The 23,737-nt window shown below is 60.4% G+C and carries 24 protein-coding genes; 7 read left to right on the top strand and 17 right to left on the bottom strand.

The genetic code is table 11. The features are described 5' to 3' along the window. Nucleotides 1-68: 68 nt before the first annotated feature. On the top strand, nt 69-1,148 hold the full coding sequence (flhB, locus tag BSG20_RS01635) for a flagellar biosynthesis protein FlhB (RefSeq protein WP_072371008.1): 1,080 nt from the start codon (nt 69-71) through the stop codon (nt 1,146-1,148). Between the two features lie 4 nt (nt 1,149-1,152). Beyond that, nucleotides 1,153-1,593 carry a hypothetical protein gene (locus BSG20_RS01640; protein ID WP_072371011.1) on the top strand — a complete coding sequence of 147 codons (441 nt, stop codon included), beginning with the start codon at nt 1,153-1,155 and terminating at the stop codon, nt 1,591-1,593. A gap of 20 nt (nt 1,594-1,613) precedes the next feature. Here BSG20_RS01640 and visR read toward each other — a convergent pair whose 3' ends face one another. The 13 genes from visR to BSG20_RS01705 form a co-directional block, all read right to left on the bottom strand. Beyond that, nucleotides 1,614-2,360 carry a transcriptional regulator VisR gene (visR, locus tag BSG20_RS01645; protein WP_072371014.1) on the bottom strand — a complete coding sequence of 249 codons (747 nt, stop codon included), beginning with the start codon at nt 2,358-2,360 and terminating at the stop codon, nt 1,614-1,616. Between the two features lie 12 nt (nt 2,361-2,372). Then, a complete protein-coding gene (gene visN / locus BSG20_RS01650) occupies nt 2,373-3,119 on the bottom strand; it encodes a transcriptional regulator VisN (protein WP_072371017.1) in 747 nt (248 codons plus the stop codon). Nucleotides 3,120-3,491: 372 nt separating this feature from the next. Next, nucleotides 3,492-5,183 (bottom strand): flagellar basal-body MS-ring/collar protein FliF, encoded by a 1,692-nt coding sequence (gene fliF / locus BSG20_RS01655; RefSeq protein ID WP_072371019.1) that lies wholly within the window; start codon nt 5,181-5,183, stop codon nt 3,492-3,494. A 108-nt stretch (nt 5,184-5,291) separates the two neighbouring features. Continuing rightward, complete coding sequence (gene cheT / locus BSG20_RS01660) at nt 5,292-5,684, bottom strand: chemotaxis protein CheT (RefSeq protein WP_072371023.1); 393 nt, start codon at nt 5,682-5,684, stop codon at nt 5,292-5,294. A 17-nt stretch (nt 5,685-5,701) separates the two neighbouring features. Then, nucleotides 5,702-6,256 (bottom strand): chemoreceptor glutamine deamidase CheD, encoded by a 555-nt coding sequence (cheD, locus tag BSG20_RS01665; protein ID WP_024313038.1) that lies wholly within the window; start codon nt 6,254-6,256, stop codon nt 5,702-5,704. Continuing rightward, a complete protein-coding gene (locus tag BSG20_RS01670; RefSeq protein WP_007530058.1) occupies nt 6,253-6,642 on the bottom strand; it encodes a response regulator in 390 nt (129 codons plus the stop codon). Before BSG20_RS01670 ends, cheD begins: the two co-directional genes overlap by 4 nt. Beyond that, entirely contained in the window at nt 6,642-7,685 is a 1,044-nt protein-coding gene (gene cheB, locus BSG20_RS01675) for a protein-glutamate O-methylesterase CheB (RefSeq protein WP_072371026.1), read from the bottom strand. The genes BSG20_RS01670 and cheB overlap by 1 nt, the downstream gene beginning before the upstream one ends. Then, a complete protein-coding gene (gene cheR / locus BSG20_RS01680; protein WP_072371029.1) occupies nt 7,682-8,593 on the bottom strand; it encodes a protein-glutamate O-methyltransferase CheR in 912 nt (303 codons plus the stop codon). The genes cheB and cheR overlap by 4 nt, the downstream gene beginning before the upstream one ends. Continuing rightward, entirely contained in the window at nt 8,590-9,057 is a 468-nt protein-coding gene (locus BSG20_RS01685; RefSeq protein WP_018117028.1) for a chemotaxis protein CheW, read from the bottom strand. Before BSG20_RS01685 ends, cheR begins: the two co-directional genes overlap by 4 nt. 3 nt (nt 9,058-9,060) lie before the next feature. Continuing rightward, nucleotides 9,061-11,328 carry a chemotaxis protein CheA gene (locus tag BSG20_RS01690; protein ID WP_072371032.1) on the bottom strand — a complete coding sequence of 756 codons (2,268 nt, stop codon included), beginning with the start codon at nt 11,326-11,328 and terminating at the stop codon, nt 9,061-9,063. A gap of 17 nt (nt 11,329-11,345) precedes the next feature. After that, nucleotides 11,346-11,711, bottom strand: a complete 366-nt coding sequence (gene cheY1, locus BSG20_RS01695; RefSeq protein WP_072371035.1) for a chemotaxis response regulator CheY1 — start codon at nt 11,709-11,711, stop codon at nt 11,346-11,348. After that, nucleotides 11,708-12,004 carry an STAS domain-containing protein gene (locus BSG20_RS01700; protein WP_024313043.1) on the bottom strand — a complete coding sequence of 99 codons (297 nt, stop codon included), beginning with the start codon at nt 12,002-12,004 and terminating at the stop codon, nt 11,708-11,710. The genes cheY1 and BSG20_RS01700 overlap by 4 nt, the downstream gene beginning before the upstream one ends. A 63-nt stretch (nt 12,005-12,067) precedes the next feature. Then, a complete protein-coding gene (locus tag BSG20_RS01705; RefSeq protein WP_072371038.1) occupies nt 12,068-13,681 on the bottom strand; it encodes a globin-coupled sensor protein in 1,614 nt (537 codons plus the stop codon). 630 nt (nt 13,682-14,311) lie between these two features. Between BSG20_RS01705 and BSG20_RS01710 the strand changes: the two genes are divergently transcribed. Beyond that, a complete protein-coding gene (locus BSG20_RS01710; protein WP_072371041.1) occupies nt 14,312-15,733 on the top strand; it encodes a glycosyltransferase family 39 protein in 1,422 nt (473 codons plus the stop codon). Between the two features lie 4 nt (nt 15,734-15,737). Here the strand turns inward: BSG20_RS01710 and BSG20_RS37205 are convergent, their stop codons facing one another. Then, a complete protein-coding gene (locus BSG20_RS37205; protein WP_072371043.1) occupies nt 15,738-16,043 on the bottom strand; it encodes a helix-turn-helix domain-containing protein in 306 nt (101 codons plus the stop codon). Nucleotides 16,044-16,077: 34 nt separating this feature from the next. On the opposite strand from BSG20_RS37205, the gene ybaL reads away from it, so the two are divergent. The 4 genes from ybaL (at nt 16,078) to BSG20_RS01735 (ending at nt 21,775) form a co-directional block, all read left to right on the top strand. Then, complete coding sequence (ybaL, locus tag BSG20_RS01720) at nt 16,078-17,895, top strand: YbaL family putative K(+) efflux transporter (protein ID WP_072371047.1); 1,818 nt, start codon at nt 16,078-16,080, stop codon at nt 17,893-17,895. A 54-nt stretch (nt 17,896-17,949) separates the two neighbouring features. Beyond that, nucleotides 17,950-18,333, top strand: coding sequence for a hypothetical protein (locus tag BSG20_RS01725; protein ID WP_072371051.1), 384 nt, complete (start codon nt 17,950-17,952; stop codon nt 18,331-18,333). A 92-nt stretch (nt 18,334-18,425) separates the two neighbouring features. Then, nucleotides 18,426-20,981: a protein translocase subunit SecD gene (secD, locus tag BSG20_RS01730; RefSeq protein WP_072371053.1), complete on the top strand. Its 2,556-nt coding sequence runs from the start codon at nt 18,426-18,428 to the stop codon at nt 20,979-20,981. Nucleotides 20,982-21,067: 86 nt separating this feature from the next. Then, the gene (locus tag BSG20_RS01735) at nt 21,068-21,775 is read left to right on the top strand and encodes a sensor histidine kinase (protein WP_072371056.1); all 708 of its coding nucleotides are present in this window, start codon (nt 21,068-21,070) and stop codon (nt 21,773-21,775) included. Between the two features lie 3 nt (nt 21,776-21,778). On the opposite strand, the gene BSG20_RS01740 is transcribed toward BSG20_RS01735, so the two are convergent. The 3 genes from BSG20_RS01740 to BSG20_RS01755 form a co-directional block, all read right to left on the bottom strand. After that, complete coding sequence (locus tag BSG20_RS01740; protein WP_072371058.1) at nt 21,779-22,213, bottom strand: response regulator; 435 nt, start codon at nt 22,211-22,213, stop codon at nt 21,779-21,781. Between the two features lie 14 nt (nt 22,214-22,227). Next, the gene (locus BSG20_RS01745; protein ID WP_072371061.1) at nt 22,228-22,932 is read right to left on the bottom strand and encodes a response regulator transcription factor; all 705 of its coding nucleotides are present in this window, start codon (nt 22,930-22,932) and stop codon (nt 22,228-22,230) included. Nucleotides 22,933-23,242: 310 nt separating this feature from the next. After that, entirely contained in the window at nt 23,243-23,617 is a 375-nt protein-coding gene (locus BSG20_RS01755) for a response regulator (RefSeq protein ID WP_072371067.1), read from the bottom strand. Nucleotides 23,618-23,737 lie beyond the last annotated feature (120 nt).

A 23,737-nucleotide genomic window follows, 5' to 3' on the forward strand; every position in this document is an offset into this window, starting at 1 on the left:
AAGGGAGATACCCTTCCGGAAAGGCCGCGCCCTGGCGCGGCCGTTTCTTTTGATGGAGGGCCTCGGCCTTGGCCGACGACGACAAGGATAGCAAAACAGAAGACCCGACAGCGAAAAAGAAAAGCGACGCTGCCGAGAAAGGCAACGTGCCGTTTTCGCGCGAGGTGCCGCTTTTTGCCACCGTACTTGCCACCTTCGTCTACATCATCTTCTTCCTGCCGGACGGGCTCAGCAAAGTCGGCGAGGCGCTGAAGGACATTTTCGAGCAGCCCGACCAATGGAAGCTCGAAACCGGGCCGGATGCGCTTTCCCTATTCGTTCACCTGGGCTGGGTTTCGGCGGCATTGCTCGCACCTGCCTTTATCCTGTTCATGGTGTTTGGCGTCGCCGCGTCCATCTCGCAGAACCTGCCGACGCCGGTGCTGGAGCGCATACGGCCGCAGGTCTCGCGTATTTCGATCGCCAAGGGATGGTCGCGGCTGTTCAGCCTGCCCGGCCTCGTTGAGTTCGGCAAGTCGCTAACGAAGATCGTGATCGTCGGCGTCGTCATGTTCTTTGTGCTGAAAAGCGAATACTTCAACGCAATCGACGCCATGTTCTCCGATCCGCAGACGATCTTCACGCGCATGATGACGTCGATGCAGAAGATCACCATCGTCGTCCTGATCGCCACCGGGGTCGTGGCGATCGCCGACTTCTTCTGGACGCGCTATCACTGGTTCACCGAACTGAAGATGACGCGACACGAGGTCAAGGAAGAAAACAAGCAGTCGCAGGGCGATCCATTCGTCAAGAGCCGCCAGCGCTCGGTGATGCGCGACCGTGCCCGCCGCCGCATGATCGCCAACGTCGATCGCGCCACGCTTGTGATCGCCAACCCGACGCACTTTGCCGTCGCCCTGCGCTACGTGCGAGAGGAAAATGACGCACCTGTCGTCGTCGCCAAGGGTCAGGATCTAATTGCGTTGAAAATCAGAGAGATCGCGGAAAAGAACGGCATTCCGGTTTTCGAAGACCCGCCTCTCGCGCGCTCCATGTTTGCGCAAGTCTCGGTCGATAGTGTCATACCGTCTGTATTCTACAAGGCAGTCGCGGAACTCATCCATCGGGTTTACGCGACGCAAGCCAAGAACAAACGGGTAAGATAGCCGAATGAAAAAATGCCCCTACTCGACCCAGCGTGAAAAAATCCTGGCTGAAGCAATCAGCCCTGTGGCCACGGAATTGCGGCTTCTGGACGCTTCGGACCTCATCTCTCTTCTGCGCTTCGAGTACTACGGCAATCTTTCCGATCTGGTATCGTCAGCCGCCGAACTTTTCTTCCATCCCGGCACGGTCAATTTCGGCCATGGCGGCAGCTATACGCTGGAGTGGGGCGGCAAGCCCGAAGTGGTGATCGATCTCGAAATCAAGCCGCGCGGCGTCACCATCTATGCGCAGCTCACGCTTGCCGAGGAGCATGCCGGTATCGAAATCAACCACATCGCCTTCCAAAGTCCGTCGACGGACCCGGACGAAAACACCGCTGTCCTCGAGCAGAGTCTGCGCGACGCACGCTATAACGTCGAGCCATTGCGGGCATTGGCGGGCTAAAGCGCCCGCGCGCCTTCTCGTCAGCTTATGTATCCGAGGCGAATGGCCTTCGCGATCGCCTGGATTCGGTTGACTGAATCCAGCTTGATCGTTGCCGAGCCGAGATAGGCGTTGACGGTATGCACGGAGAGGCCAAGCTTGTCTGCAATCTCTTCGCTGATGCGTCCGTCGCCGGCAAGCTGCAGGCAGGCAATCTCGCGTTCGCTGAGTGCTTCGGCGGCCGCCACACGGCGCTCGTCGAGCGAGAGCAGGTCGATCATGATCTGGCAGGACCTCGCGTGCAGCTCAACGATCATGTCGCTCGCCGGTTCAAGATCGTCGCCGGTGAAGACAACGAAGCCGTTGCCAATGGCGCCTAGGCGCACCGGAAACGCCATGCCGGAGAACGGAACCACACCGCCCGTCAGGCGCGCCATGAAGGGAGCAATACTTGCAGGCCGCGGAGGGGCGCGATCGAGGCCCCCAGCCCACACGACGGGCAGAAGCGACTTCTCGATATGATCAAGCAGCGCTTCGCCATGGGCGTCGATGAATGCCCGGCTGAAGCCACTGTTGACAGAACCCCAATTCTCCAGTTCGCAAACCAGGCGCTGCTTTGCCGGGACACCGGCGGCGCTGACACGGTAGACCGCGAAATTCTGGGCATAGGCAAGCTTCTGCATGCCGATCAGGCGCGGGAACAGGTCAGACCGGCTCGCCACCTTGTTCACTCGCACGCCGCGCATCGTTTCCGAATTTCCTATCGACCTACCGGATGGCTGCCCCATAACGCCGTCCCCTTAGACGAGATTGTTCCTCACCGCGAATGCGATGGCTTCAGAACGAGTCTTCGTAGCCGTCTTTCGCATGACACTGGTGATGTAGTTGTTGATGGTGTTGCGGGAGATGCCGAGGATCATCGCAATCTCGTCGCTCGTCTTTCCCTCGGCGATCCAGAAAAGGCACTCCAGTTCCCGATCGGTCAATTCGAAGTCCCGGTCAGTCTTGGTAGCACCGCATTGCAGGAAGCTGGCAAAATATGCCGCCAGAAGCCCCACATCCCGCAACCGCTCCTGCGACAGGATGAACCCATCATCAAACAGGAACATCAGCACGAGGCGGGAGCGGCCGATATTGAACATCAGCGAACAGAATTGGCGGCTGGCGCCATCAGGGGCGTCCGCCGTATCCGGCAGGAGGGCGAAATGCGGCTTGAATAGCAGCATGCACTTTTCGAGTTCCGTCGCACGGGCGAACCCGCCTACGAAGGCATGCGCCAGATTGGTGACGAGGTCGAACGGCCAGTCCGAGGAGACTACGAAATCGAGACCCGCCTCCTGCACCAGGTCCGCTCGCGCCAACAGATAGTGCGAAGCGCCGACATAATCCGTCAACGCGCGGAGCCCCGGCTGCAACCGTCCCGTGTTCGAAATCTCGCAGAGCTGCGCGATCAACTCGTCACGCGAGGAAAGGTTTGTCGCTGCGATGCCAACGAAGTTTGCCTTGTGCGCATCGCTCTTGAGAGCCTGCAATATATGCATGTCCATTGGCAAAACCCTGCGGCTGTGAACGACTAAGACAGAAGCTTGATCCGCACGCTCCTGAACAAACTACGACCTCTCCGCGAATCACCCAAGATTACGATAGGTGGCAAAATCCACCATCTCCGAGTTCTTGGGATTTACATGCTCTGCATTTCGTGCGCTGATTCGCACGCAAATTCCGCTTATTAAGGAATTCTTAAATTAAAGTGATTCGGGGAATTCTGACAATACGATTCGCGTAGAACGCGTGGCCATATCGGCCCTGTGTCAAGCCTATCCTCAGAAATCTTCACGCGCGCCCGAGCAAATGCAAAATCCGACCGGATCGCCGTGCAGCAAATGGGCAAAGCAAAAGGCCGGTTGCCCGGCCATTTACTATGCTGCGTTATCGACCGCCCATTTTCTGAGGATTTTCGCGGCGCGCTCCTCGTTGATCTCGACCATGCGCGCCAGTTTGCGTTCCGGGCCTTCCTTGACGCGGCGGTTGAAGTTGCCATCGTCGTCACCAAGGCTGAGCAGGTCCTCGGTGCTGTCGAAGCCGAAGTCGGAGCCGAAGCCATCCATGAGCGCGCCACCTGCGCCCGCGCCCGCGGCTGGGGCGAAGTCCGGAAGTTCGAGACCGGCGCTTTCTGGCGACGTGTCGCCGATAGCCGCCACACCATTGCCCGTCACACTGCGGATCATCGGGCGGACGCCCATCCAGATCACCAGGAAGGCGACTGCGACGAAGGCGAGCGAATTGATGATGCCTGCAAGGTTGCGGCTCAGCATATCCATCACACGCACGCCGCTACCCGTCTCCTCGAGAAGCTGGTTCTCCAGGAAGTCCATGGCCGTGACGGTCACGACGTCGCCGCGGTTGGTGCTAATGCCGGCTGCCGATGCGACGATCTTCTGCATCTCGGCGAGATAGGCATCGACTTTCGCCTGATCGGCTGGTTCGCCGACCATCTGAGCAATGCGGCCCTTGTTGACGACAACGGCGATGGAGAGCTTGTCGATCTTGTAGCTGTTGCGCGTCGTTGCAGTCGTCTTGCTGTTGATTTCGTAGTTGGTCTGCTCTTCTTTCTTGTCAGACTTGTCTTGCGATTCCGGACCGGTGGCGCCGCCGGAGTCGGGCGCTGCCTGCGGAATGTTCTGCTCAACGGTCGTGGCGTTGTCGGACTGCTTCTGCTGCGACTGAGAGGCTTCCTTGGTCGTCCGGATCGAGCGCTCGACCTTCGATTCCGGATCGTAGGTTGTTTCCTGGATCTGCTGGCTGTCGGTGTTCAATTCGGCCGTGACGCTGGAGCGGAAGTTGTCCATGCCGAGGAAGGGTGCGAGTGCCTTGTCGATGTTGGATTCAACTTCGCCCTGGACATTCTGAACGATGTTCAGCGAACGGTTCAGCGAACTATTGCTGGCCTCGTCGCCAGAAGCGAGCAACTGGCCCGCGGAATCGAGGATTGTGACATCGCCGACATCGAGGCCGGGAACGGCCGATGCAACAAGGTGGCGGATCGATGTCGCCGCATTGCGGCCGGCCGCGGCACTGGCGCGGATCATAACAGAGGCAGTGGGCTTCTGTTCGGCTTTGCGGAAGTTGCCGACCTCGGGCATGACGATGTGGACGCGTGCAGAGGTGATGCCCGAAATCGATTGGATCGTGCGCCCGATTTCGCCTTCAAGGGCGCGAACCCGCGTGACTTCCTGCATGAACGAGGTGAGGCCGAGCGAACCCACATTGTCGAAGAGTTCATAGCCTGCGTTGGCGCTGTTCGGGAGGCCCCGCTCGGCGAGCAGGAGCCGCGCCTTGCCGGTCATGCCGGCAGGAACCGTGATGCTGGTGCCGTCGCTTCCGACCTGAAATCCGATATTCGCCTCGGCGAGCGCCATGCTGATCTGGTTCAGATCCGGCGTATCAAGCCCGACGTAAAGTGTTTCCTGAGCCGGCTTGTTGACCAAAAAAGCTGCCGCCAGGATCAGCACGACTGAAACGACACCCACGCCGGTCAGCGCCAGCAGGCGATTCCGTCCTAGCGAACTGAAGTTCTTAAAAATTTGAACTAATTGATTTAACAGATTCATTCTGTTCTCGCACGACCGTCACAGACAAAGCAGGCTTATTGCCTCATTTCGACGATAGATGCCGAAACTTGTGCGAACGTTTCGTGGGACGTGCGAGTGAAACCCGGATCAGAAGAAGTCGAACTCTCCGGCGGCCTTGGCCAGAGGCTGAACGGTGCCACGATGCATGGCGCCGCCTAGCGCGCGCTGCATTTCGCTGAGCTTGACAAGGCTCAATGCCGTTGCGACATCGACTGCCCAGTCCTGTGGGATTTCGCCGGTGATGGTGTCGATGAACTCGGCAAGTCCGCGCGTCTTCTGTACGGCAAGATCAATTCCCTGCATGACTTTCATGCTTTCCGGCGAGTTCAGCAGTTCGGCACCGCCCCCGACTTCGAGGAGCTGTGGCTCGATCCGCTCGATCAGATAGGCGACGTCATGCAGTTCCGAGACGATGCGCATCAGGACATCGGGCAGGGCCTCGGCGGGGGACGGCTGCTCTGTCATTGCATTCACAGTCATTAATAACGTCCTCGCCCTCAGAAGAATTCGATGCTGGTTTCGACAGGTTTCTGCGGAGCGACCGGACGCTGCTCAAGCGCAACAGTTCTCTGCGTTTCCGCACCGGTGAGCGGATATTGTCGAGCCCGTCCGGAGACCGGCCAGTATTCGAGCTTGCGCCCGTGCTCACCACCGGTGCTTGAGCTGACGACGGGAATGCCTTCATCCTTCAGGAACTGCACAGCAAAGGCGGCGTTCTGTTCGCCGACATTCGAGAATGTCGAGATCGTCTTCGCCCCACCGAAGATCTTCGCCTCCAGGCGGTCGCGGCGCGCGCCCTGCTTCAGGAGACCGTTGATCAGCAGTTCCATCAAGTGGACGCCGTAACGCGTGGCATCTCCACCCGTCATCGGCGTGTTTCCTGTCCCCGGCAGGAGGAAATGGTTCATTCCTCCAACGCCTGCCACGGGATCTCGCAGGCATGCAGCCACACACGATCCAAGGATGGTCGTCAGTACCGCATTCGGATCATTCAGGACCTTCCATTCGCCCTGGATGATATTGACGCGGCGGGCTGCAACGTCGAGATTCATTTCAATGCTCCAAATACGGCTTCGATAGCCGCCTTCATCTTCTCGATCGTGAAGGGCTTGGCGAGAACGTTGTTGGCCCCGAGCTGCGCCGCCTTCGTGACCAGCGCACGGTCTCCCTGGGCCGTCAGGATGATGAAAGCCGCCTTCTTCGTCGCCGGGTTGGCACGGACGGCCTGAAGGAAGCCGAGGCCATCCATCTTCGGCATATTGAAGTCGGAGATGACAAGATGGTGCGGCTGCTGGGTCATGATCTTCAAGCCCTGCTCGCCGTCGCCGGCAGCGGTGATCTGCTTGAAGCCGAGCTGGGTCAGCGCGTCGCTGAGCAGCAGTCGACTGGTGACCTGATCGTCGACGATCAAAACTTTGATTTTCTCTGCTATTGACATTAGTCGGTTCCTTCCTTTCGGGCGGCTGTCATTCTCAAGATTTCTTCGCCGATGCCACTCAGCGGCAACTGTTGCTCGACGGCACCGAGTTCGTAAGCAACTCTCGGCATGCCATAGACCACGCTTGTCTTTTCGTTCTGACCGAGAGTGCGCGCGCCGGCATGGCGCATCTTCAATAGACCGGCCGCGCCGTCACGTCCCATGCCGGTCAGAATCACGCCGACCGCATTGCGGCCAGCCAGTTCGGCCACCGAATCGAACAGCACATCGACGGACGGCCTGTGGCCGTTCACGGGATCACGTTCGATGAGACGGCAGCAAGGCGCATGGGCGTTGGCAACCTGCAGATGGCGTTCGCCACCTGGCGCAAGGTAGATCTTACCGATCTCCAGACGCGCGGCGTCGGTTGCTTCCTGCACGACCGGCGCACAGAGCCGGTTGAGGCGTTCGGCAAAGCTCTTGGTGAACGTCGGCGGCATATGCTGCGTGATAACAGTCGGCGGGCAGTTTGCCGGGAATTTCTGAAGCACCGCAATCAACGCCTCGACGCCGCCGGTCGACGAACCGATCGCGACGATCTTGCGGCCGACGCGGAAGTCGGCAACAGCAGGCGGCGGGGTAGCCGGTGCAGGCTGGGTGTACTGGCGCCGCTGCGAACGGGCAGCGGCCTTTACCTTCTCGGCAAGATCGCCGAAAGGGCGCGCATCACCGGGAAGCGGCTTGCCGACGCAGTCGAATGCGCCGATTTCAAGCGCCGCCAGCGAGGCATCGGCGCCGCGATGGGTCAGCGTCGAGACCATGATGACAGGCATCGGACGCAGCCGCATGATCTTCTCGAGAAAGTCGAGGCCATTCATGTTGGGCATCTCGATGTCGAGCGTCACGACATCGGGGTTGAGCTTTTTGATGGCCTCGCGCGCCTCAAGCGCATCGCCTGCCTGACCGATGACACTGACCTCCGGATCGGCGCTCAGCACAGCTGTGATGAGGCCGCGCATGGTGGCTGAGTCATCGACGACGAGAACTCGGGCTGCCGTGCTCATGCCTTCCTCCCCACGCCCTTGGTCGTGTAGCGGTAGGTCGTGATGCCGATATTGTCGAAGACATGCTTGGCGTCGCCGGAGACGCGCTCGGAATGGCCGATATAGAGATGACCGCCTTCCGGCAGCAGTTCGGCAAAGCGCGCCCAGATCTTCATTTGCGTCGGCTCATCAAAGTAGATCACCACATTCCGGCAGAAGATGACGTCGAACTTGCCCTTGAACGGCCACTGGGCCATCAGGTTCAGTTCATTGTAGGTGATCAGACGCTTGACGCGATCATCGACCTGGAACTTCCGCCGTCCTTGAACCTCGACTTCGCTGAACCATTGCTTGCGCATGGCGGGCGATACCGTCTCCAGCGCGCCTTCCTCATAGGCGCCCGCTCGGGCGATCGCCAGGATCTTCGGGTCGATGTCGGTCGCCAGGATCTTGAAGTCGTAGTCGGCGACGTTGGGCATCATCGACAGAACGGTCAGCGCGATCGAATATGGCTCCTGACCGTCCGAGGAGGCAGCAGACCAGATACGGACCCGGCCGCCGATCTTGGCGCGATGCAGCAGCTCCGGCAGCACATGCTCACGCAGATGCTCGAAGTGATGGTTCTCGCGGAAGAAGCGGGTGAAGTTCGTCGTCAGATGCGACAGCATCTCGCGGCGGGGCGCGGCGCCTGCCGGTGAAGAAACGAGCGCGCAATATTCCCGAAATCCGGAGAGGCCGAGGTTACGGATGTGCTTCGAAAGACGCGAGTAGACCAGCGACGCCTTTGTCTCGTTCAGGAAGATCCCGGCATCCGAGTAGATCATCGCAGCAATTTCCATGAGGTCGCGGCGCGTCAGCGGATATTCTCCGCTCGCCAGCACCTCGTCAGGGCTTCCCTGCCGCGTGTCTCTTGCACTCAGGACATTCATGCGGCTTCGCTTTCCGTTTCGGGGAAAATGGCTTCGAGTTCGAGCAGGCAGATCATGCGCTTGTCGATCGCCAGGATACCGCGAGCGAACTGACGCTGCAGTTCAGATGCGATTTCCGGCGTCGGCTGAACGTTATCTTCGGTAACGGTCAGAATATCGGATACGGCATCAACCAGCAGACCCACGACCTTGCGGTGCACCTGAGCCACGATAATGACGTGTCGCGCCGTCGGCACGGTTGCCGGCATGCCGAGGCGAGCCGACAGATCGATAATTGGCAACACCGCGCCGCGCAGATTGATGACGCCCTTCATGTAGCCAGGCGAGTGCGGCATGGCCGTTGCCGGCGTCCAACCGCGGATCTCGCGCACCGACATGACGTTCACGCAAAATTCCTGATCCCCAATGCGGAACGCGATCAACTCGCGGTCCCCATCCTTCAGACTTTTTACGGCATATGACATCGCTTATCCCACCGCCGCCAGCGACACTTCCTGCCTCAACGCTTGACCGCGGGAAGCTCCCACGACCGCGTCGACATCCAGGATCAGCGCCACGCGGCCGTCGCCGAGGATGGTTGCCGCAGCGATGCCCGGAACGTGCGTGTAGTTCGCCTCAAGGCTCTTGATAACCACCTGGCGCTGGCCCTGGATCGCATCGACCATAAGGGCGCGCTGACCGCCGCCTTCGGACTCCACGAGAAGAGCAACGCCTTCGACCGGGTTGGCCTGGGTGGCACGGAAGTTCAGAATGCGACCGACATCGACCAGCGGGCAGAAACTGTTGCGGATCGAGATCAGGCGATGGCTGGCGCCGAAGGAGTGGATCGCGGCAGCTTCCGGCTGCAGCGTTTCGACGATCGCCGTCAACGGCACGACCAGCGTCTGGCCGGCGACGGTGACGACCATGCCATCGAGAACGGCGAGTGTCAGCGGCAAGCTCATCGTGAAGACAGAGCCCTGCCCCGGCCTCGAGGTGATGTTGATGCGGCCGCCGAGCGCCTGGATCGAACGCTTGACGACGTCCATGCCGACGCCGCGACCGGAGATGTCAGAGATCTTGTCAGCCGTAGAGAAACCCGGCAGGAAGATCAGGTTGTCGATTTCCTCATCCGTCAGGTTTGCGTCGGACGGGATCAGATCGTTGGCGATCGCCTTCTGCTTCACCTTCTCGCGGTTGATGCCGGCGCCGTCGTCGGCCAGCTCGATCAGGATGCGGCCGGAGCGATGCTTGGCCGTCAGGCGAACCGTGCCCTCGACGTTCTTGCCGGCCGCGGCGCGCTTCTCGGGCGTTTCGATGCCGTGGTCGACTGCGTTGCGGATCATGTGCGTCAGCGGTTCGGCCAGCTTGTCGATGACCGTCTTGTCGACTTCGGTGTTCTCGCCTTCGGTAATCAGCCGGATCGTCTTGCCGGTCATGTCGGCGATTTCGCGAACAATACGCGACATCCGCTGGAAGACCGGCTTCACCGGCTGCGCGCGGATCGCCATGACCGAATCTTGAATCTCGCGCGTGAGCTGCTGCAGCTCTTCGAGGCCCATGTTGATCGACGACGTTCCGGTCGTGTCGTTTTCGATGACGCTTTGCGACAGCATCGCCTGGTTGATGACGAGCTCGCCAACGAGGTTGATGAGGCGGTCGACGCGGTCGAGATCGACGCGGATCGTCTGGCCGGCGGCGGCATTGTTCTGGGCGGCCGCGGCAGCGCTCGCAGCAGCGGCGGCAGCGGATTCCTTCTTTTCGACGCGGGCAGCGGCTGCAGTCATCTGCGTGACGTTGGACGCGGTTTCGGCAGCAGCAACGGCAGCTGCCGCATCGGACTTCGGCTGCTCTGCCGGCGCTTCCGCAGCACCGTCATCGAGGATCGACAGATCGAAAGGAACCGGGATCATTGGCAGTTCTTCGGAGGCAGAAGCCACGGCGTTTGTCTCAGTGGCGATGACATCCAGGTCGCAATCCCACTCGGCAAATTCGAAGACCGTACGGACCGCGTCCTCGCCCCTGTCGGTCTTGAGAGTCAGGTTCCAGTAGAAATACGCCGCTTCCGGATCGACCTCGTCGAGACCGGGCAACGCGTCCATGTTGCAGTAGCAGCTCATCTCGCCAAGGCGGCTTAGATCACGCAGCAGCAGTGTTGCGTCGTTGCCCTTGGAATAGAGGTCAGAGCGCGGCTTGAAGGTAATTTCGTATGTGGGCAGATCGGAGCCAGCCTCTTCCTCACCGCTGAAGTCGTCGAAGGAGAAGGGGATCGGCTGGAAGCCGCTGTCATCGGTGGGCTTAGGCGCCGGAGCGGCGGCGACCGTCACCGGCTTCGCGGCCGGTGCTTCCGTGGCAGCCGACTGTTTGGGCAGCTCGCCGTTGGCGAGCGCTTCCAGTTCCTTGACCAGGCCGCGGCTGCGGCTTTCATCGACGCTGCCGCCATCGCGGGCGGCGTTGGTCAGGTCGGCCAGCACGTCTGCCGACTTCAGCATGACCTTCAGGACATCCTGTGTCGGCTCAAGTTTGTTGGAACGAACGCAATCAAGTGTGGTCTCGAAGACATGCGCGAAAGCGACAAGGTCATCCAGACCGAAGGCGCCAGCGCCGCCCTTGATCGAATGGACGGCACGGAACACCGCGTTGACGGTTTCCGGATCGCGATCGCCATCATTCATTTTCAGAAGACCGGATTCCAGTTCGGCGAGCTGCTCCTCGCACTCCTGGAAAAAGATCTCTTTGATTTCGTTCATATCCATAGGCGAAAATCCTGGGTTTAGGCGGTTACGCGCTCAATGGCATCGATCAGCTTGGCAGGGTCGAAAGGCTTGACGATCCAGCCGGTGGCACCTACCTGGCGCGCGCGGTTCTTCTTTTCCGCATCGCTTTCGGTTGTCAGGACCAGAATCGGGATCGCGCGATATTTGTCGTTGCGGCGAACGCCTTCGATGAAGCCGAAACCATCGAGGCGCGGCATGTTGATGTCGGTGACGATGACGTCGGGATTGGATTCTTCCAGGACCTCGAGGCCTTCGACGCCGTCTTCGGCCTGGATCGTCTCGAAGCCCGCATTGTTGAGCGTCACGAGAAGCATGTTCCGAATGGTCCGTGAATCATCCACGGTAAGCACTTTTTTCTTCATTGCCGGATCTCCTTAGCGAGCAGATGGTGGATATCGACACCAATCAGTTGCATGGTTTTCTGAAATGCGTCCGAAGCCTTGCTGAACGTAAAGGCGAGCTTGTCCTGGTCCCAGGTCTTGGCCGCGGCCATAAGGACCTGCGCGCTCAGTGCACCAACGCGTTCGACTGCAGAGGCATCGATGGCCAGATCGTTGCCGCGCAACGAAGCAAGCTTGTCGCGAAGCGCGGTCGCTTCGTTCAGATCAAGCACCGCTGACAGGTTCAGCGTCTTCCCAGTTTTCCTTGCCGCCATCAGCTCTTCCTTGTCTCCTGGTTCCCGCTCAACAAATGTGAGCACGGCTCATATACCGGTTCGTTAGTAAACAATCCGCCCTCCGACCGAGGCGACGGGCTGCACAAATCCGAAATCCTCGTCGTCAGCCACGACATCGGCAGAGCGCCTGACATCGACGGCCGAGGATAACAGCGGCGCGGGGCGCGCGGGCTCAGCGTTTTGCCGGGCAACGCGAAATTCGCGGATCGTCTGGCCAAGTTCGACGATGACGGCGTGCAGGTCGTCCGCACCTTCGGCAGAACGCGATGCGCAAGCGGCGTTGTCGGTCATCTGCCCGACAAGGCCCTTGACGTCGGCCGTCACGACATCGAGGTTCGCGGCGTGCTGGCTTGCCTTCGTTGCGACCGCCGCGATCGCCGTGTTGATCTCACTGACCTGACGAACGATGCTGCCGATCGAATCCTGAGTGCGTCCAACCATCTGCACACCGGCATCCACCTGCGATTTGGTGGCGCTCACAAGCGTCTTGATCTCGCGCGCGGCGTCAGCGGAACGCTGCGCCAGGGCGCGCACCTCTTGTGCCACGACGGCAAATCCACGTCCCGAATCACCTGCGCGGGCGGCTTCAATGCCGGCGTTGAGCGCCAGGAGATTGGTCTGGAAGGCAATCTCGTCGATCGCCCCGATGATTTGGCCGATTCTTTCGGCGGACTGCTCGATATCCGCCATGGCGGCAATCGCGCGTCCAACCACCTGGCCGCTTTCTTCCGCCGCGGCGCGCGTCGAGGCGGCAGCCTGCTCGGCAGCACGACTGCCTGCGGCACCGTGGCGGACGCTTTCTGAGAGGTCGGCAAGGGCGGCGGCGGCGGAGAGCAGCTGCTGGGCATGGATGGATGCATTGCCGGAAAATTGCTTCGAGGCATCACCAAGCGTCTGCACAGACGTTCCAGCCGCCGCTGTCTTTTCGGCAATCGCCTGAAATTCGGACTGGACGACATCGAGCGCGCCGTTCAGCGCCTGCGCGATGTCCCGGTGGGCGCCGCCTTCCTCAACGGCGGCTCGAACAGTGAGGTCGCGGGCGGCAAGACCATTGATCACATCGGCGAAAACATGCGCGATGTCCGCCTTGTCATTGTTGCGCTGATCGGCGAGCGCGCGCTGCTGGGCAGCCCGCAAGGCATTGAAACGCAAAGAGACGGCAATCTCGACATCCACCATCACGAGACGAATGATCGCCGACATCAGGTCGGAGATTTCTTTGGCCCGACGACGACTGCTCGGCAGGAAGGAGCGGCCAGCCAGTTCGGTCGCAAGGCCGCCGATGACGTGCTCGAGAACGACGCCGTGACCCGCGACATGCCAGCGCGGGTCGAGGCCCATCTTGCTTTCGGAATCTGAGAGAACCTTGACGCGCTCGGCATAGAGGCTGTCGAAACGCGCATCGGTCAAAACGTCCCAGTGCGAGGCCTGCAAGTCGTGAAGCCGCTCGACCTGACGCTCGCTCTCGAAGTTACGCGCAGCGTCGGGAAACGATTGAAAACGCTGGAAAAGATCGCGCAGGCCGGCGGCGAGGTGCTGCTGAAGATCGACACGGTGGCGCCGGACCAAATCACAGTGCTCGGCATCGAGCCCGGCAAAGCGCAACCGGTCACGCAAGCTGCCTGCCTGCGCTCCTCGAGCCTGATCTGATGGCATTTCCTGCCCCAACGCCTGTCCCCAACCACATGCCGGGCGTGTGCCCGTCATTAAATCTGTTGCTCCGCGCGGCAGGCACGCTGTGTTGGCTTGCCTCCGGCGGCAGCCGGCGGCCTGAAGCCTCCCGATCAGTAGATTCTGCTTCGGAGCTGCTTGATGAGATGGATTCCGGATCGACCGGTACGGCGGGGCGGCGTCATGCCTGGTGGGAACGAGTGAGTTTTCCCATTCCGACGTGTCATGCAATGTTTATGGTTAATTCCTTGCCTGAAGGTTAATGCGTATTTTATGAATGTCGACTTTCCAGCGGGCCCTAATAACCATCTACGAATTACTGGGCTTGCGTTGCAGCGCTGCTACAAGTCCGACGCAAGCTTTGTGTTATACGCCCAGAAATAACCGTGACATGACGTCAGAAGGATTGGGCAATGATTGTTCTTGGATTGGGGTCGTGCTTCCTCGCAATTGCTGTTCTCGTAGCCGTTACGCTGCTTGACCAGATCGAAGCGACCCGCGGCCAGGTTGCCCTGCGCGTTCTTTGATTCTTCGCAACCAGGCAATAATACGCCCGGTTCGCCAGGGTGCTAACCTTCGGCTCTACAGCGTTTGAGTTCAGCGGAATTTCCGTTCATGTCTGCCAGACTTGGCTTCTTCATCATCCTTGGCGTGACACTCTGGCGAGTCATCACCCTTCATTTCGACACGACCGATCTGTTCGTCGATGAGGCGCAATACTGGTTCTGGTCGCAGAATCTTGATTTCGGCTACTATTCAAAGCCGCCGATGATCGCCTGGGTCATTCGAGCGATGACGGAGCTCGCGGGATCGACATCGATCTATTGGATCAGGGTTGGCGGACCGCTGATCCACATGGCGACTTCGATCATGCTCATGAAGACGGCCAAGCGCTTTGTCGGGCCTGACATCGAAGGGTGGACCGGCGTCACCTTCATTACACTGCCGGGCGTTGCGCTGTCATCGGCGTTCTTTTCCACCGATGTCGTGCTTCTCTTTTTCCTGACTGTTGCGCTATGGGCCTATTTCGGCCTGATAGCGAAGCCCTCCGCAAGTCTCGCCATCCTCATGGGATTTGCCTTCGGCTGCGCGTTCCTCTCGAAATACGCGATCCTCTTCGTCGTCCCCGGCGGGCTGATCGCGCTCATTCTGCTTCCAAGCGCGCGCATAGCCTGGCGCCATTTTTTCGTATCCGTCATCGTCGCGCTTGCCGTCGCTGCGCCGAATGTCTGGTGGAATCTTGCTCACGACGGCACGACCATCCATCACACCACGAACATCGCACATTGGAGCAAGCTCGGTATCGACGTTGCCGGGGGTCTCGAATTCTTCGCGGCGCAATTCGGCGTCGTCGGGCCAATCGTTTTCTTTGCGATGCTCTGGGCCGTCGCGCGCGCCTTCAAGGGTAAGAACAATGAACGAGAGTCGCTGCTGATCTGGCTGTCAATCCCCGTCGTTCTGCTGATCACGCTTCAGGCGCTGGTCGCCAAGGCCTATGCCAATTGGGGTGTGACCGCCTATATTGCGGGAACGATGCTCGCCGTATGGCTGCTTCACCGCCTCTGGCCAAAGGGCTTGCGCCTTTCTCTTGCTATAAATGGTACGGCCAGCTTCCTGTTTCCTCTGGCTGCGGTCTTTGCGCACCAGCTCGTTCTGCCGAACGGAAACGAGATCATGAAGCGCTATCTTGGTCGCAGCGCGATCAGTCGCGAGGCAGGTGAGCTCGCACGGCGGTCGGCCACCTCGATCATCGTCAGCGACAGCCGCGATCTCCTGGCAGACATGTTCCACACGCTGCGAAACGATCCTGTCCGAATCTACGCCAAGCCGCCTGCCGGCGCGCCCGACAACTATTACGAGCAGACCTTTTCCCTGCCGGGCGATATCACAGACAGCGTCCTTTTTGTGACAATGCATCCGGTAGACTGCGTGCAATCGCCTGAGCTAGTCCAGAGCTGGCGGCCAACGGAAGGCTACTACCGCGGCAAGACGATCTTTTCCTACAGGATTTCGCCGGCCTGCCTCGCCGGTAAGTAGACCGTCACCTCGGGGCGGATGGGAGGCCAAGACATGTTCCCATCCCCTCGGCCTCCACAAACACGACACCGCCTTTTTCGAACGCGAGACGCAGCTGCGCCTCGGTTGCTCGATGAATTTCGTGGTGTTTTCCTTCATAGTCACGGATGGTACTACGCGACACAGCCGCATGCTCGGCGAGCTCGAGCTGCGTCCAGTCAAGCAATCCGCGAGCGGCCCGGCACAATGCCGGGGTCAGAATTGTTTCCTTTGCGCCTTGACCCATACTGCCAAACCACCCATATTGGTTGAGATAGGTCATATATGTCATGTTTTAAACGGGATTTCCAGTTCGGGAGAAAGTGATGCCGCACGATACGCCTTTGATTTCGACAATCGTCGGAGGCCTCGTGCTTGCGTTCATCCTCGGCGCGCTTGCCAACCGGCTTCGCATGCCCCCCTTGGTCGGATACCTCGTCGCTGGCGTGCTCGTCGGTCCGCATACGCCCGGCTACGTTGCCGATCAGAGCCTTGCACCTGAACTCGCCGAAATCGGCGTCATCCTTCTCATGTTCGGCGTCGGGCTGCACTTCTCGCTGAAAGACCTGCTCTCCGTCCGTGGCATCGCCGTTCCGGGCGCCGTTGCGCAGATTGTATTTGCGACGCTGCTCGGCTGGGGACTGGGTGCGCTCATGGGATGGCCGACGGGAGGGAGCCTCGTCTTCGGACTCGCCCTCTCCGTCGCTTCGACAGTCGTCCTCTTGAAGGCACTGCAGGAGCGGCGGCTGGTCGAGACCGATCGCGGCAAGATCGCGGTCGGCTGGCTGATCGTCGAGGACCTCGCCATGGTTCTGGCGCTCGTCCTCATCCCGGCGGCTGCCAGCATCGGCGGCGGGGAACACGCGACGGTCGAGCCTCTTTCCGCCGCAGTGGGCCGGCTCTTCGGCCTCGACCTCGGCATCGGCGGCATCATCGTCATGACCCTGATCAAGGTCGCGCTGTTCGTCGGGCTGATGCTGGTTTTTGGACGGCGCATCATTCCCTGGACGATGCACCGCATCGCGCACACCGGATCCCGTGAACTCTTCCGCCTTGGCGTCCTTGCGATCGCTCTCGGCGTTGCCTTCGGCGCCTCCAAGATGTTCGGCGTGTCGCTGGCGCTCGGCGCCTTCTTTGCGGGCATGGTTCTGGCAGAGAGCGAGCTCAGCCACCGTGCCGCCCAGGAAAGCCTGCCGCTTCGCGATGCCTTCGCGGTTCTCTTCTTCGTCTCGGTCGGCATGCTGTTCGATCCGAACATCCTGATCGAGAAGCCGCTGCCGCTGCTCGCCACCGTCTTCATTATCGTTATCGGCAAATCGATCGCCGCCTTCCTGATCGTTTTGCTGTTCCGCAAACCTGTCGGCACGGCGCTGACGATTTCGGCGAGCCTCGGGCAGATCGGCGAATTTTCCTTCATCTTGGCAACGCTTGGCGTCGCGCTTGGCCTGCTGCCTGAGGAGGGACGCGACCTTATCCTCGCAGGCGCGATCATCTCGATCATCCTCAACCCGCTCCTTTTCTACGTCTGCGATCATCTGCGCCCGATGCTGGAGCGGACCAAGCGCGACGAGCCTGTCGCCGAAGCGACGGCAGACAAGCTACCCGAACCAGCTGACGAGCCGGTGGCCGAGGAGGACGACGTACACCCGACGACGCTTCGCGGGCATGCGATCCTTGTCGGTTACGGCCGTGTGGGCAGCATCGTTGGCCAGAACCTCAAATCGTCCAGCACGCCTTTCCTTGTGATCGAGGACTCGGACAAACGCATTGGCGAGCTTCGGGACCAGGGCATCGAAGCGATCAGCGGCAATGCGGTGTCGCGCGAGGTGCTCGACCTTGCCAACATCGCCGGAGCCCGCAGTCTTGTCGTGGCCATCCCCAACGCCTTCGAGGCCTGCCGCGTCGCCGAACAGGGTCGCGCCATCAACCCTTCCATCCTGATCGTCGCACGCGCGCATTCGGACGCCGAGGTCGACGAGCTGAAGGAATATGGTGCAGACACCGTCATCATGGGCGAACGGGAAATCGCCATGGGCATGGTTGACCGGCTCGCCCAAGTGCATCATGACAGTGTGCCCTATGAAGGCGAAGCCGAGACTGCTACAATCGCAGCCGAGGAAACGCCTTCTCCCGACAAAGAATGAGAGACTTTTGCGCCGTTGAGCCGGTACGAGGTTGAAAATCCCAACGATCACGAGATGAGGCTCGACGCGCGCCGCATGAGCAGTCGCGTTGCGATCTCGCTGCTCGTTGCCGTTTTCGCCTATCTCGGCCTGCTGCTCGGCGGCAGCCTCGTCATCGGTCCCACGCGCGGCGCAAATTCCATTTCCTCGTCCAGCAAGGACGGCCAGCCGCTGCAGTTGAGCGCCCGAGATGCCGTCCGCGGCATTCTGACGGCCGAACGCAAGGCGGCTCCAAAATACGCGCCGTTTGATTCCGGCGTCGCAGCCCTTGGCGCAGCTCCGAGCATCGAACTGCCCTTGGCCGGCGAGCCACAGCGGCTGGAAGCCTTCCATGCTGCGCTTTGCGCGGCCGATGCCAAGGCTTACGATTCACATGGCCCGCCAGCGGCCGCGGCATGAACGCGCGCCCGTCCGGCGCTTCCCATCGCTTTTAAGACACGCCGCCTGCGCGAGGAGCGCAGGCTCAAGCGTTATCAAGGATAAACAACAACATGCGTAATTCACCATGGCTGGTGTTCACCTATACGGTGATCATTCTCCTCGGCATTCTGATCGCTTTGCCGAACGCACTGCCGCAATCCACCCTCGATCGTCTGCCCTCGTGGTTGCCGCACAACCGTGTTTCGCTCGGTCTCGACCTTCGCGGCGGCTCGCATCTCGTTCTCGAAGTCGACGAAGCGGACCTGACCCGCGAGCGCCTGCAATCGCTCTTGCAGGATGCCCGTCGCGTGCTTCGTGAAAAGAACATCCAGACGAAGTCGATCGTTCGCAACCAGAACCAGATCGTCGTTACGCTCACCGATCCGGCACAAAGCGATGATGCGATTGCACAGCTGAAGACGCTCGGTAACGCGATCGCCACCGGCCTCAGCGCCGGACAGTCGGATCTTTCCGTCACGACGAACGGCGGCAACATCCTCGTCGCCTTCTCGCCGGCCGGTATCGCCAGCAACGTCGATTCTGCCGTCCAGCAGAGCCTCGAGGTCATTCGCCAGCGCGTCGACCAGGTGGGCGTTGCTGAACCGACGATCCAGCGCATCGGCGGTAACCGCGTGCTCGTGCAGCTGCCGGGCGCACAGGACCCGTCCCGTCTGCGCCAGCTTCTCGGCTCGACCGCGAAAATGTCGTTCCACATGCTATCTCCGAACAATGCTCCGGGGCCGGGCGTGACGATGCTGAAGGACGAGAAGGGCAACACCTATCCGGTTCTCGATCGCGTGGAAATCTCCGGCGACCGTCTCTCGGATGCCCGCGTCAGCTTCGATCCGAATACGCATGAGCCGGTCGTCAGCTTCCGCTTTGACAGCGCCGGCGCAACCCGCTTCGCGGACATCACCCGCCAGAACGTCGGCAATCCGTTCGCCATCGTTCTCGACGACACGGTGTTGAGCGCGCCTGTCATCCGCGAGCCGATCACCGGCGGCTCCGGCCAGATCTCCGGCAGCTTCTCTGCCGACAGCGCAACCACGCTTGCCGCCATGCTGCGCGCCGGCGCCCTGCCCGCCAAGCTCACCGTCATCGAAGAACGCACCGTCGGTGCAGATCTTGGCGCGGACGCCATCAACAAGGGCATCTATTCCGGCGTCGTCGGCTTCGTGCTGGTCGCCGCCTTCATCTTCATCCTGTATGGCACGTGGGGCTTTCTCGCGAACTTCGCGCTGCTGATCCACACCATCCTGACCTTCTCGGCGCTGACGCTTGTCGGAGCGACGCTGACGCTGCCCGGCATCGCCGGCGTCGTCCTTGGCATCGGTCTTGCGGTCGACGCCAACGTTCTCATCAACGAGCGCATCCGCGAAGAAACACGCAAGGGCAAGAGCGCCTTTGCCGCGATCGACACCGGCTTTCGCCGCGCCTATTCGACGATCATCGACGGCAACATGACGGCGCTGATCGCGGCGGCGATCCTGTTCTGGTTCGGCTCCGGACCGGTCCGCGGCTTTGCCGTGACCATGGCGCTTGGCCTGATCATCTCGATGTTCACGTCCGTCGCCTTCGTTCGGGTGACGATGATCGAGATCACCCGCCGCCGTAAGCTCAAGGTCCTGAACATCCGTCCCCTGATACCGATGATGTTCAACCCTTATGGCCGCCACATCCAGTTCATGAAGGCTCGATTCTTCGGCGTGACGGTCTCGGCACTCCTGTCGATCGCCTCGGTCGTTCTCTTCATCCATCCCGGCCTCAACTATGGCGTCGACTTCCGCGGCGGCATCCAGATGTCGGTGAAGACGCAGGACGCCAGCGATCTCGGTCGCTTCCGTGAGGGCTTGAACAGCCTTGGGCTCGGCGAAGTCTCCCTCCAATCCTACGGCGACAACAACACGATGGCGGTGCGCGCGCAGAGGCAGGACGGGGGTGAAGAAGCCCAGACGGCCGCAGTCGAGAAACTGAAGGCGGAAATCGTCAAGATCGACCCATCGGCAACCGTCACCGGCACCGACGTCATCGGTCCGAAGGTCAGCGGCGAGCTCGCCTGGGCCGGCATCCTGTCGGTCGTCATCGCCAGCTTGGCGATGCTGTTCTACATCTGGTGGCGCTTCGAATGGCCGTTCGCGGTCGGCGCCATCGTCACGCTCGTCCTCGACGTGACCAAGGCGATCGGCTTCTTCGCGCTGACTGGCCTCGATTTCAACCTCACCGCCATCGCCGCAATCCTGACCCTGGTCGGTTATTCGGTGAACGACAAGGTCGTGGTCTACGACCGCATGCGCGAAAACATGCGGCTCTACAAGTCGATGCCGCTGCGCGAGATCATCGACCGGTCGATCAACGAGACGCTGGCCCGAAGCCTCTACACCAACGCGACGGCCTTCCTCGCCCTGCTGCCGATGGCAATCTGGGGCGGCAGCGCGGTCGAGAGCTTCGCTGTTCCGATGGTCTTCGGCATCCTCGTTGCCGGTGCTTCGTCGGTCTTCATTGCGGCTCCGATCCTGCTCTTCCTCGGCGACTGGCGCCGCCGCCACCGGGCGGCTGTCGCCACGACGGAAGCCGCGGCGGAGATCATCCCTCCGGAAGAGGGCCAGCCGCGCAAGACCGCTGGCTGAGTAAGATGCCGAGATGAAACGAAATGAGGGCGCCGGTTGCACAGCTGGCGCCCTCTTTCTATTCTCGCGGGATGGGAGGTTTCAGCATGTCGTCCGAACAACCGGCTGCATCAAGTGAAAACGAGGAGCGCATTCGCCGCTTCCTGGCGATCGCTTCGCACGATCTGCAATCGCCGCTGCGCCACATCGCGATGTACGCGGAAATCCTGCTCGACGACCTGGCCGACAGGCTCGACGGCGACCAGTTGAAAAGCCTGCAAACCATCCTCCATAAAGCAGAGACGGCGCAGCGGCTGACAAAAGCTCTGATGGGCTTTGCGAGCAGCGCGCCGCAGGTGACTGCAACCGAGATCGATCTCGATGGCCTTGTCCGCGAGATCTGGGTCGACATGGCGAGCGAAGTCGCCGCATCAGGCGCGACATTGCAGCACGACAGCTTGCCAACAATTATTTCGGATGCCGCGATCGTCAGGATCGCGCTGTCGAACGTGATCGCCAATGCGCTGGCGTATCGCAGCGCATCGCCTCCTGTCGTGACGATCGAAGCGGAGCAGGATTCTGCTGATGTAACAATACGCATTTCCGACAACGGCCCTGGCATCGACCCGACCCATCAGGACAAGATCTTCGACGCGTTCTGGAAACGACCGCAGGATGGAAGGCCGGCCGGTCCGGGGCTCGGCCTCACGGCCGCGCGCGAGATGTTGCGGGCGCTCGGCGGCGGAATTCGTCTCGAGCGCTCGAACGCGGGCGGAAGCCGATTTGCTATTCGCCTCCCCTCCCCGCGAACATAAATTTCATCTCGTATAGTCGTCTTTCCAGACGTCTGGCACATTGTAGGTGACGTATTCGCGGATGATGTATTGCAAGGCTTCGACGTCCATCTCGTCCTTGCCGATCCGGAAATCCACGCCATAATCCGGGAAGTGCTGGAAATAACCGTCCGAGATATCCATGGAGACGACGCCGATCGGCCCGGTATAGCCGCTGCCGCGCAGCTTCGGCACGGTCTCACGGAAATCGGCGTTCGGCAACAGGCGATTGTCGAGCAGGATCAGATCGAACTTGTCGGCGCCAAGCTTCTCCAGAGCATCGTCGATCGATTGCGCATAGTCGATGGCGAGTGGCGGCTCGGTCAGCGTGGCGAGCTTCTTTTTCAGCGATCGAAACTCGATGACCTCGTCGTCGACGAAGAGAACCTTGACGGCCTTACGGCCGGTTTCGTCTGCCATTCCGGTTTCTTCAGTCACGATACCAACCCCATCCTGAGCGCGATCGCGACCATGTGGACGCGGTTGACGGCGTCGAGCTTCCTGACGGCGGCCGCTATGTGGGAATTGACGGTATGTTCCGAAAGGCCGAGGATGATCGCGATGTCCGCGGAGGTTTTGCCCTCACTCGTCCACTTCACGACTTCGGTCTCGCGTTGAGTGAGGCGCCCCGAGATTTCGTGCGCCAGTATCTCCTCGTAGAATTTATCGAATATCCGCATCGTGTCGAGAAGGACTTCGGCCACCTCTCCCTGATCCGGTTCGGCGCGCTTGCCGCTGAAAGCGACGCAGTAACGCTTGCCCTCCGGCGTGAACAGGGGAACGAGGAGGAAGGAGTTGCGGTCAAATTCGTTGAGGACGAGGTCACGCGGATAGTCTTCCGGCAGACTGCCGCTTCCGGTCAGCGGCGTGGCGAGAAATTGCGAGGCTTTTGTCTTCAGAAGTCCGAGAGCCTGACGCATGCCGTAGAGAAACAAGGCGGTGCGCCTTTCGGCAACGTTGGCGATGATGATCTCGCGCGTGCTGAATGGCGGTGAAGCTTCCGACACACGCGCAAGAGCAAAGCACTCAAAGTGGTAATGCTGCGCTGCAGCCCTCAGCAAGCGAAAGAAATCGGTACGATTGATCGCCCGACCGAGTTCCGGTCCAAGATGGAAAGGAATGGCGGCGACACTACTCATTGCACGTCCTTCTGCCTCTCAGATTTGGCGGTATCCCAAGATCTAAGGATACACGTCTTGGACCGGCACAATTATTACCACTAGCAAGACTATTGCAGGAAGAGCGTGAAGCAAGACCTCGATCTCCCGGATTTGGGGCTGCGCGATTTCCGTCCAGGTCTTTTGTCTTTCCGCATGCAACACCCCTTGTATGTGGAAGGCGATGCCCTCGCGGCATTGGAGAGAGCCGACCAGCCTTTCGGTCAAGGGGTTGACTGTGTTTGTGGCGGCAAACTTAAGGTTGCTCGGCTCTTTCGGCTTTCTCTCAACGTCAGCTCATCTGCGCGATCACGGCCGGGAGATCGATGGGTTTTTCGGTATAGAAGTCTGCGCCCGCTGCCAGCGCGCGCCTGCGATCCTCCTCTGCATCAGAGCCGGTGCAGACGCCAAGCCGGATGCGAGAAAACCGTGAGTCAGCGCGCAGCCGCGCGATCAGATCGAGGCCGCTATCGAGCGGCATGTAGAGGTCCACGATCAGCCCATCCGGCAATCGGTCGCCCTTCACGCATGCTTCCTCCAACGCCTGCATGGCACTCTCTGCCATGGAGAAACACAGCAGTGTGACGTCGATCTGCTGCTTCTTGCGCACATAGTCGGCGTAGAAGAGGTCATCTCCATTGTCGTCCACGTAAAATATTGTCGGCATATTGATCCGTTCGAACCGTCGGGCTTCCACTATGCCCCAGGATCGGGCAGCGCGAAAATCCAAATACGCATCCTTGCAGGCGCACGGGGAAAGCTCTCCCGATCTCAACGAACCGTATTG

This window comes from Rhizobium tibeticum, from assembly GCF_900110205.1.
GTDB lineage: Bacteria > Pseudomonadota > Alphaproteobacteria > Rhizobiales > Rhizobiaceae > Rhizobium > Rhizobium tibeticum.

Coding starts and splice junctions, on each gene's coding strand:
- BSG20_RS01640 (WP_072371011.1), top strand. CDS start 1,153: ATGAAAAAATGCCCCTACTCGACCCAGCGTGAAAAAATCCTGGCTGAA.
- visR (WP_072371014.1), bottom strand. CDS start 2,360: ATGGGGCAGCCATCCGGTAGGTCGATAGGAAATTCGGAAACGATGCGC.
- visN (WP_072371017.1), bottom strand. CDS start 3,119: ATGGACATGCATATATTGCAGGCTCTCAAGAGCGATGCGCACAAGGCA.
- fliF (WP_072371019.1), bottom strand. CDS start 5,183: ATGAATCTGTTAAATCAATTAGTTCAAATTTTTAAGAACTTCAGTTCG.
- cheT (WP_072371023.1), bottom strand. CDS start 5,684: ATGACTGTGAATGCAATGACAGAGCAGCCGTCCCCCGCCGAGGCCCTG.
- cheD (WP_024313038.1), bottom strand. CDS start 6,256: ATGAATCTCGACGTTGCAGCCCGCCGCGTCAATATCATCCAGGGCGAA.
- BSG20_RS01670 (WP_007530058.1), bottom strand. CDS start 6,642: ATGTCAATAGCAGAGAAAATCAAAGTTTTGATCGTCGACGATCAGGTC.
- cheB (WP_072371026.1), bottom strand. CDS start 7,685: ATGAGCACGGCAGCCCGAGTTCTCGTCGTCGATGACTCAGCCACCATG.
- cheR (WP_072371029.1), bottom strand. CDS start 8,593: ATGAATGTCCTGAGTGCAAGAGACACGCGGCAGGGAAGCCCTGACGAG.
- BSG20_RS01685 (WP_018117028.1), bottom strand. CDS start 9,057: ATGTCATATGCCGTAAAAAGTCTGAAGGATGGGGACCGCGAGTTGATC.
- BSG20_RS01690 (WP_072371032.1), bottom strand. CDS start 11,328: ATGGATATGAACGAAATCAAAGAGATCTTTTTCCAGGAGTGCGAGGAG.
- cheY1 (WP_072371035.1), bottom strand. CDS start 11,711: ATGAAGAAAAAAGTGCTTACCGTGGATGATTCACGGACCATTCGGAAC.
- BSG20_RS01700 (WP_024313043.1), bottom strand. CDS start 12,004: ATGGCGGCAAGGAAAACTGGGAAGACGCTGAACCTGTCAGCGGTGCTT.
- BSG20_RS01705 (WP_072371038.1), bottom strand. CDS start 13,681: ATGCCATCAGATCAGGCTCGAGGAGCGCAGGCAGGCAGCTTGCGTGAC.
- BSG20_RS01710 (WP_072371041.1), top strand. CDS start 14,312: ATGTCTGCCAGACTTGGCTTCTTCATCATCCTTGGCGTGACACTCTGG.
- BSG20_RS37205 (WP_072371043.1), bottom strand. CDS start 16,043: ATGACATATATGACCTATCTCAACCAATATGGGTGGTTTGGCAGTATG.
- ybaL (WP_072371047.1), top strand. CDS start 16,078: ATGCCGCACGATACGCCTTTGATTTCGACAATCGTCGGAGGCCTCGTG.
- BSG20_RS01725 (WP_072371051.1), top strand. CDS start 17,950: ATGAGGCTCGACGCGCGCCGCATGAGCAGTCGCGTTGCGATCTCGCTG.
- secD (WP_072371053.1), top strand. CDS start 18,426: ATGCGTAATTCACCATGGCTGGTGTTCACCTATACGGTGATCATTCTC.
- BSG20_RS01735 (WP_072371056.1), top strand. CDS start 21,068: ATGTCGTCCGAACAACCGGCTGCATCAAGTGAAAACGAGGAGCGCATT.
- BSG20_RS01740 (WP_072371058.1), bottom strand. CDS start 22,213: ATGGCAGACGAAACCGGCCGTAAGGCCGTCAAGGTTCTCTTCGTCGAC.
- BSG20_RS01745 (WP_072371061.1), bottom strand. CDS start 22,932: ATGAGTAGTGTCGCCGCCATTCCTTTCCATCTTGGACCGGAACTCGGT.
- BSG20_RS01755 (WP_072371067.1), bottom strand. CDS start 23,617: ATGCCGACAATATTTTACGTGGACGACAATGGAGATGACCTCTTCTAC.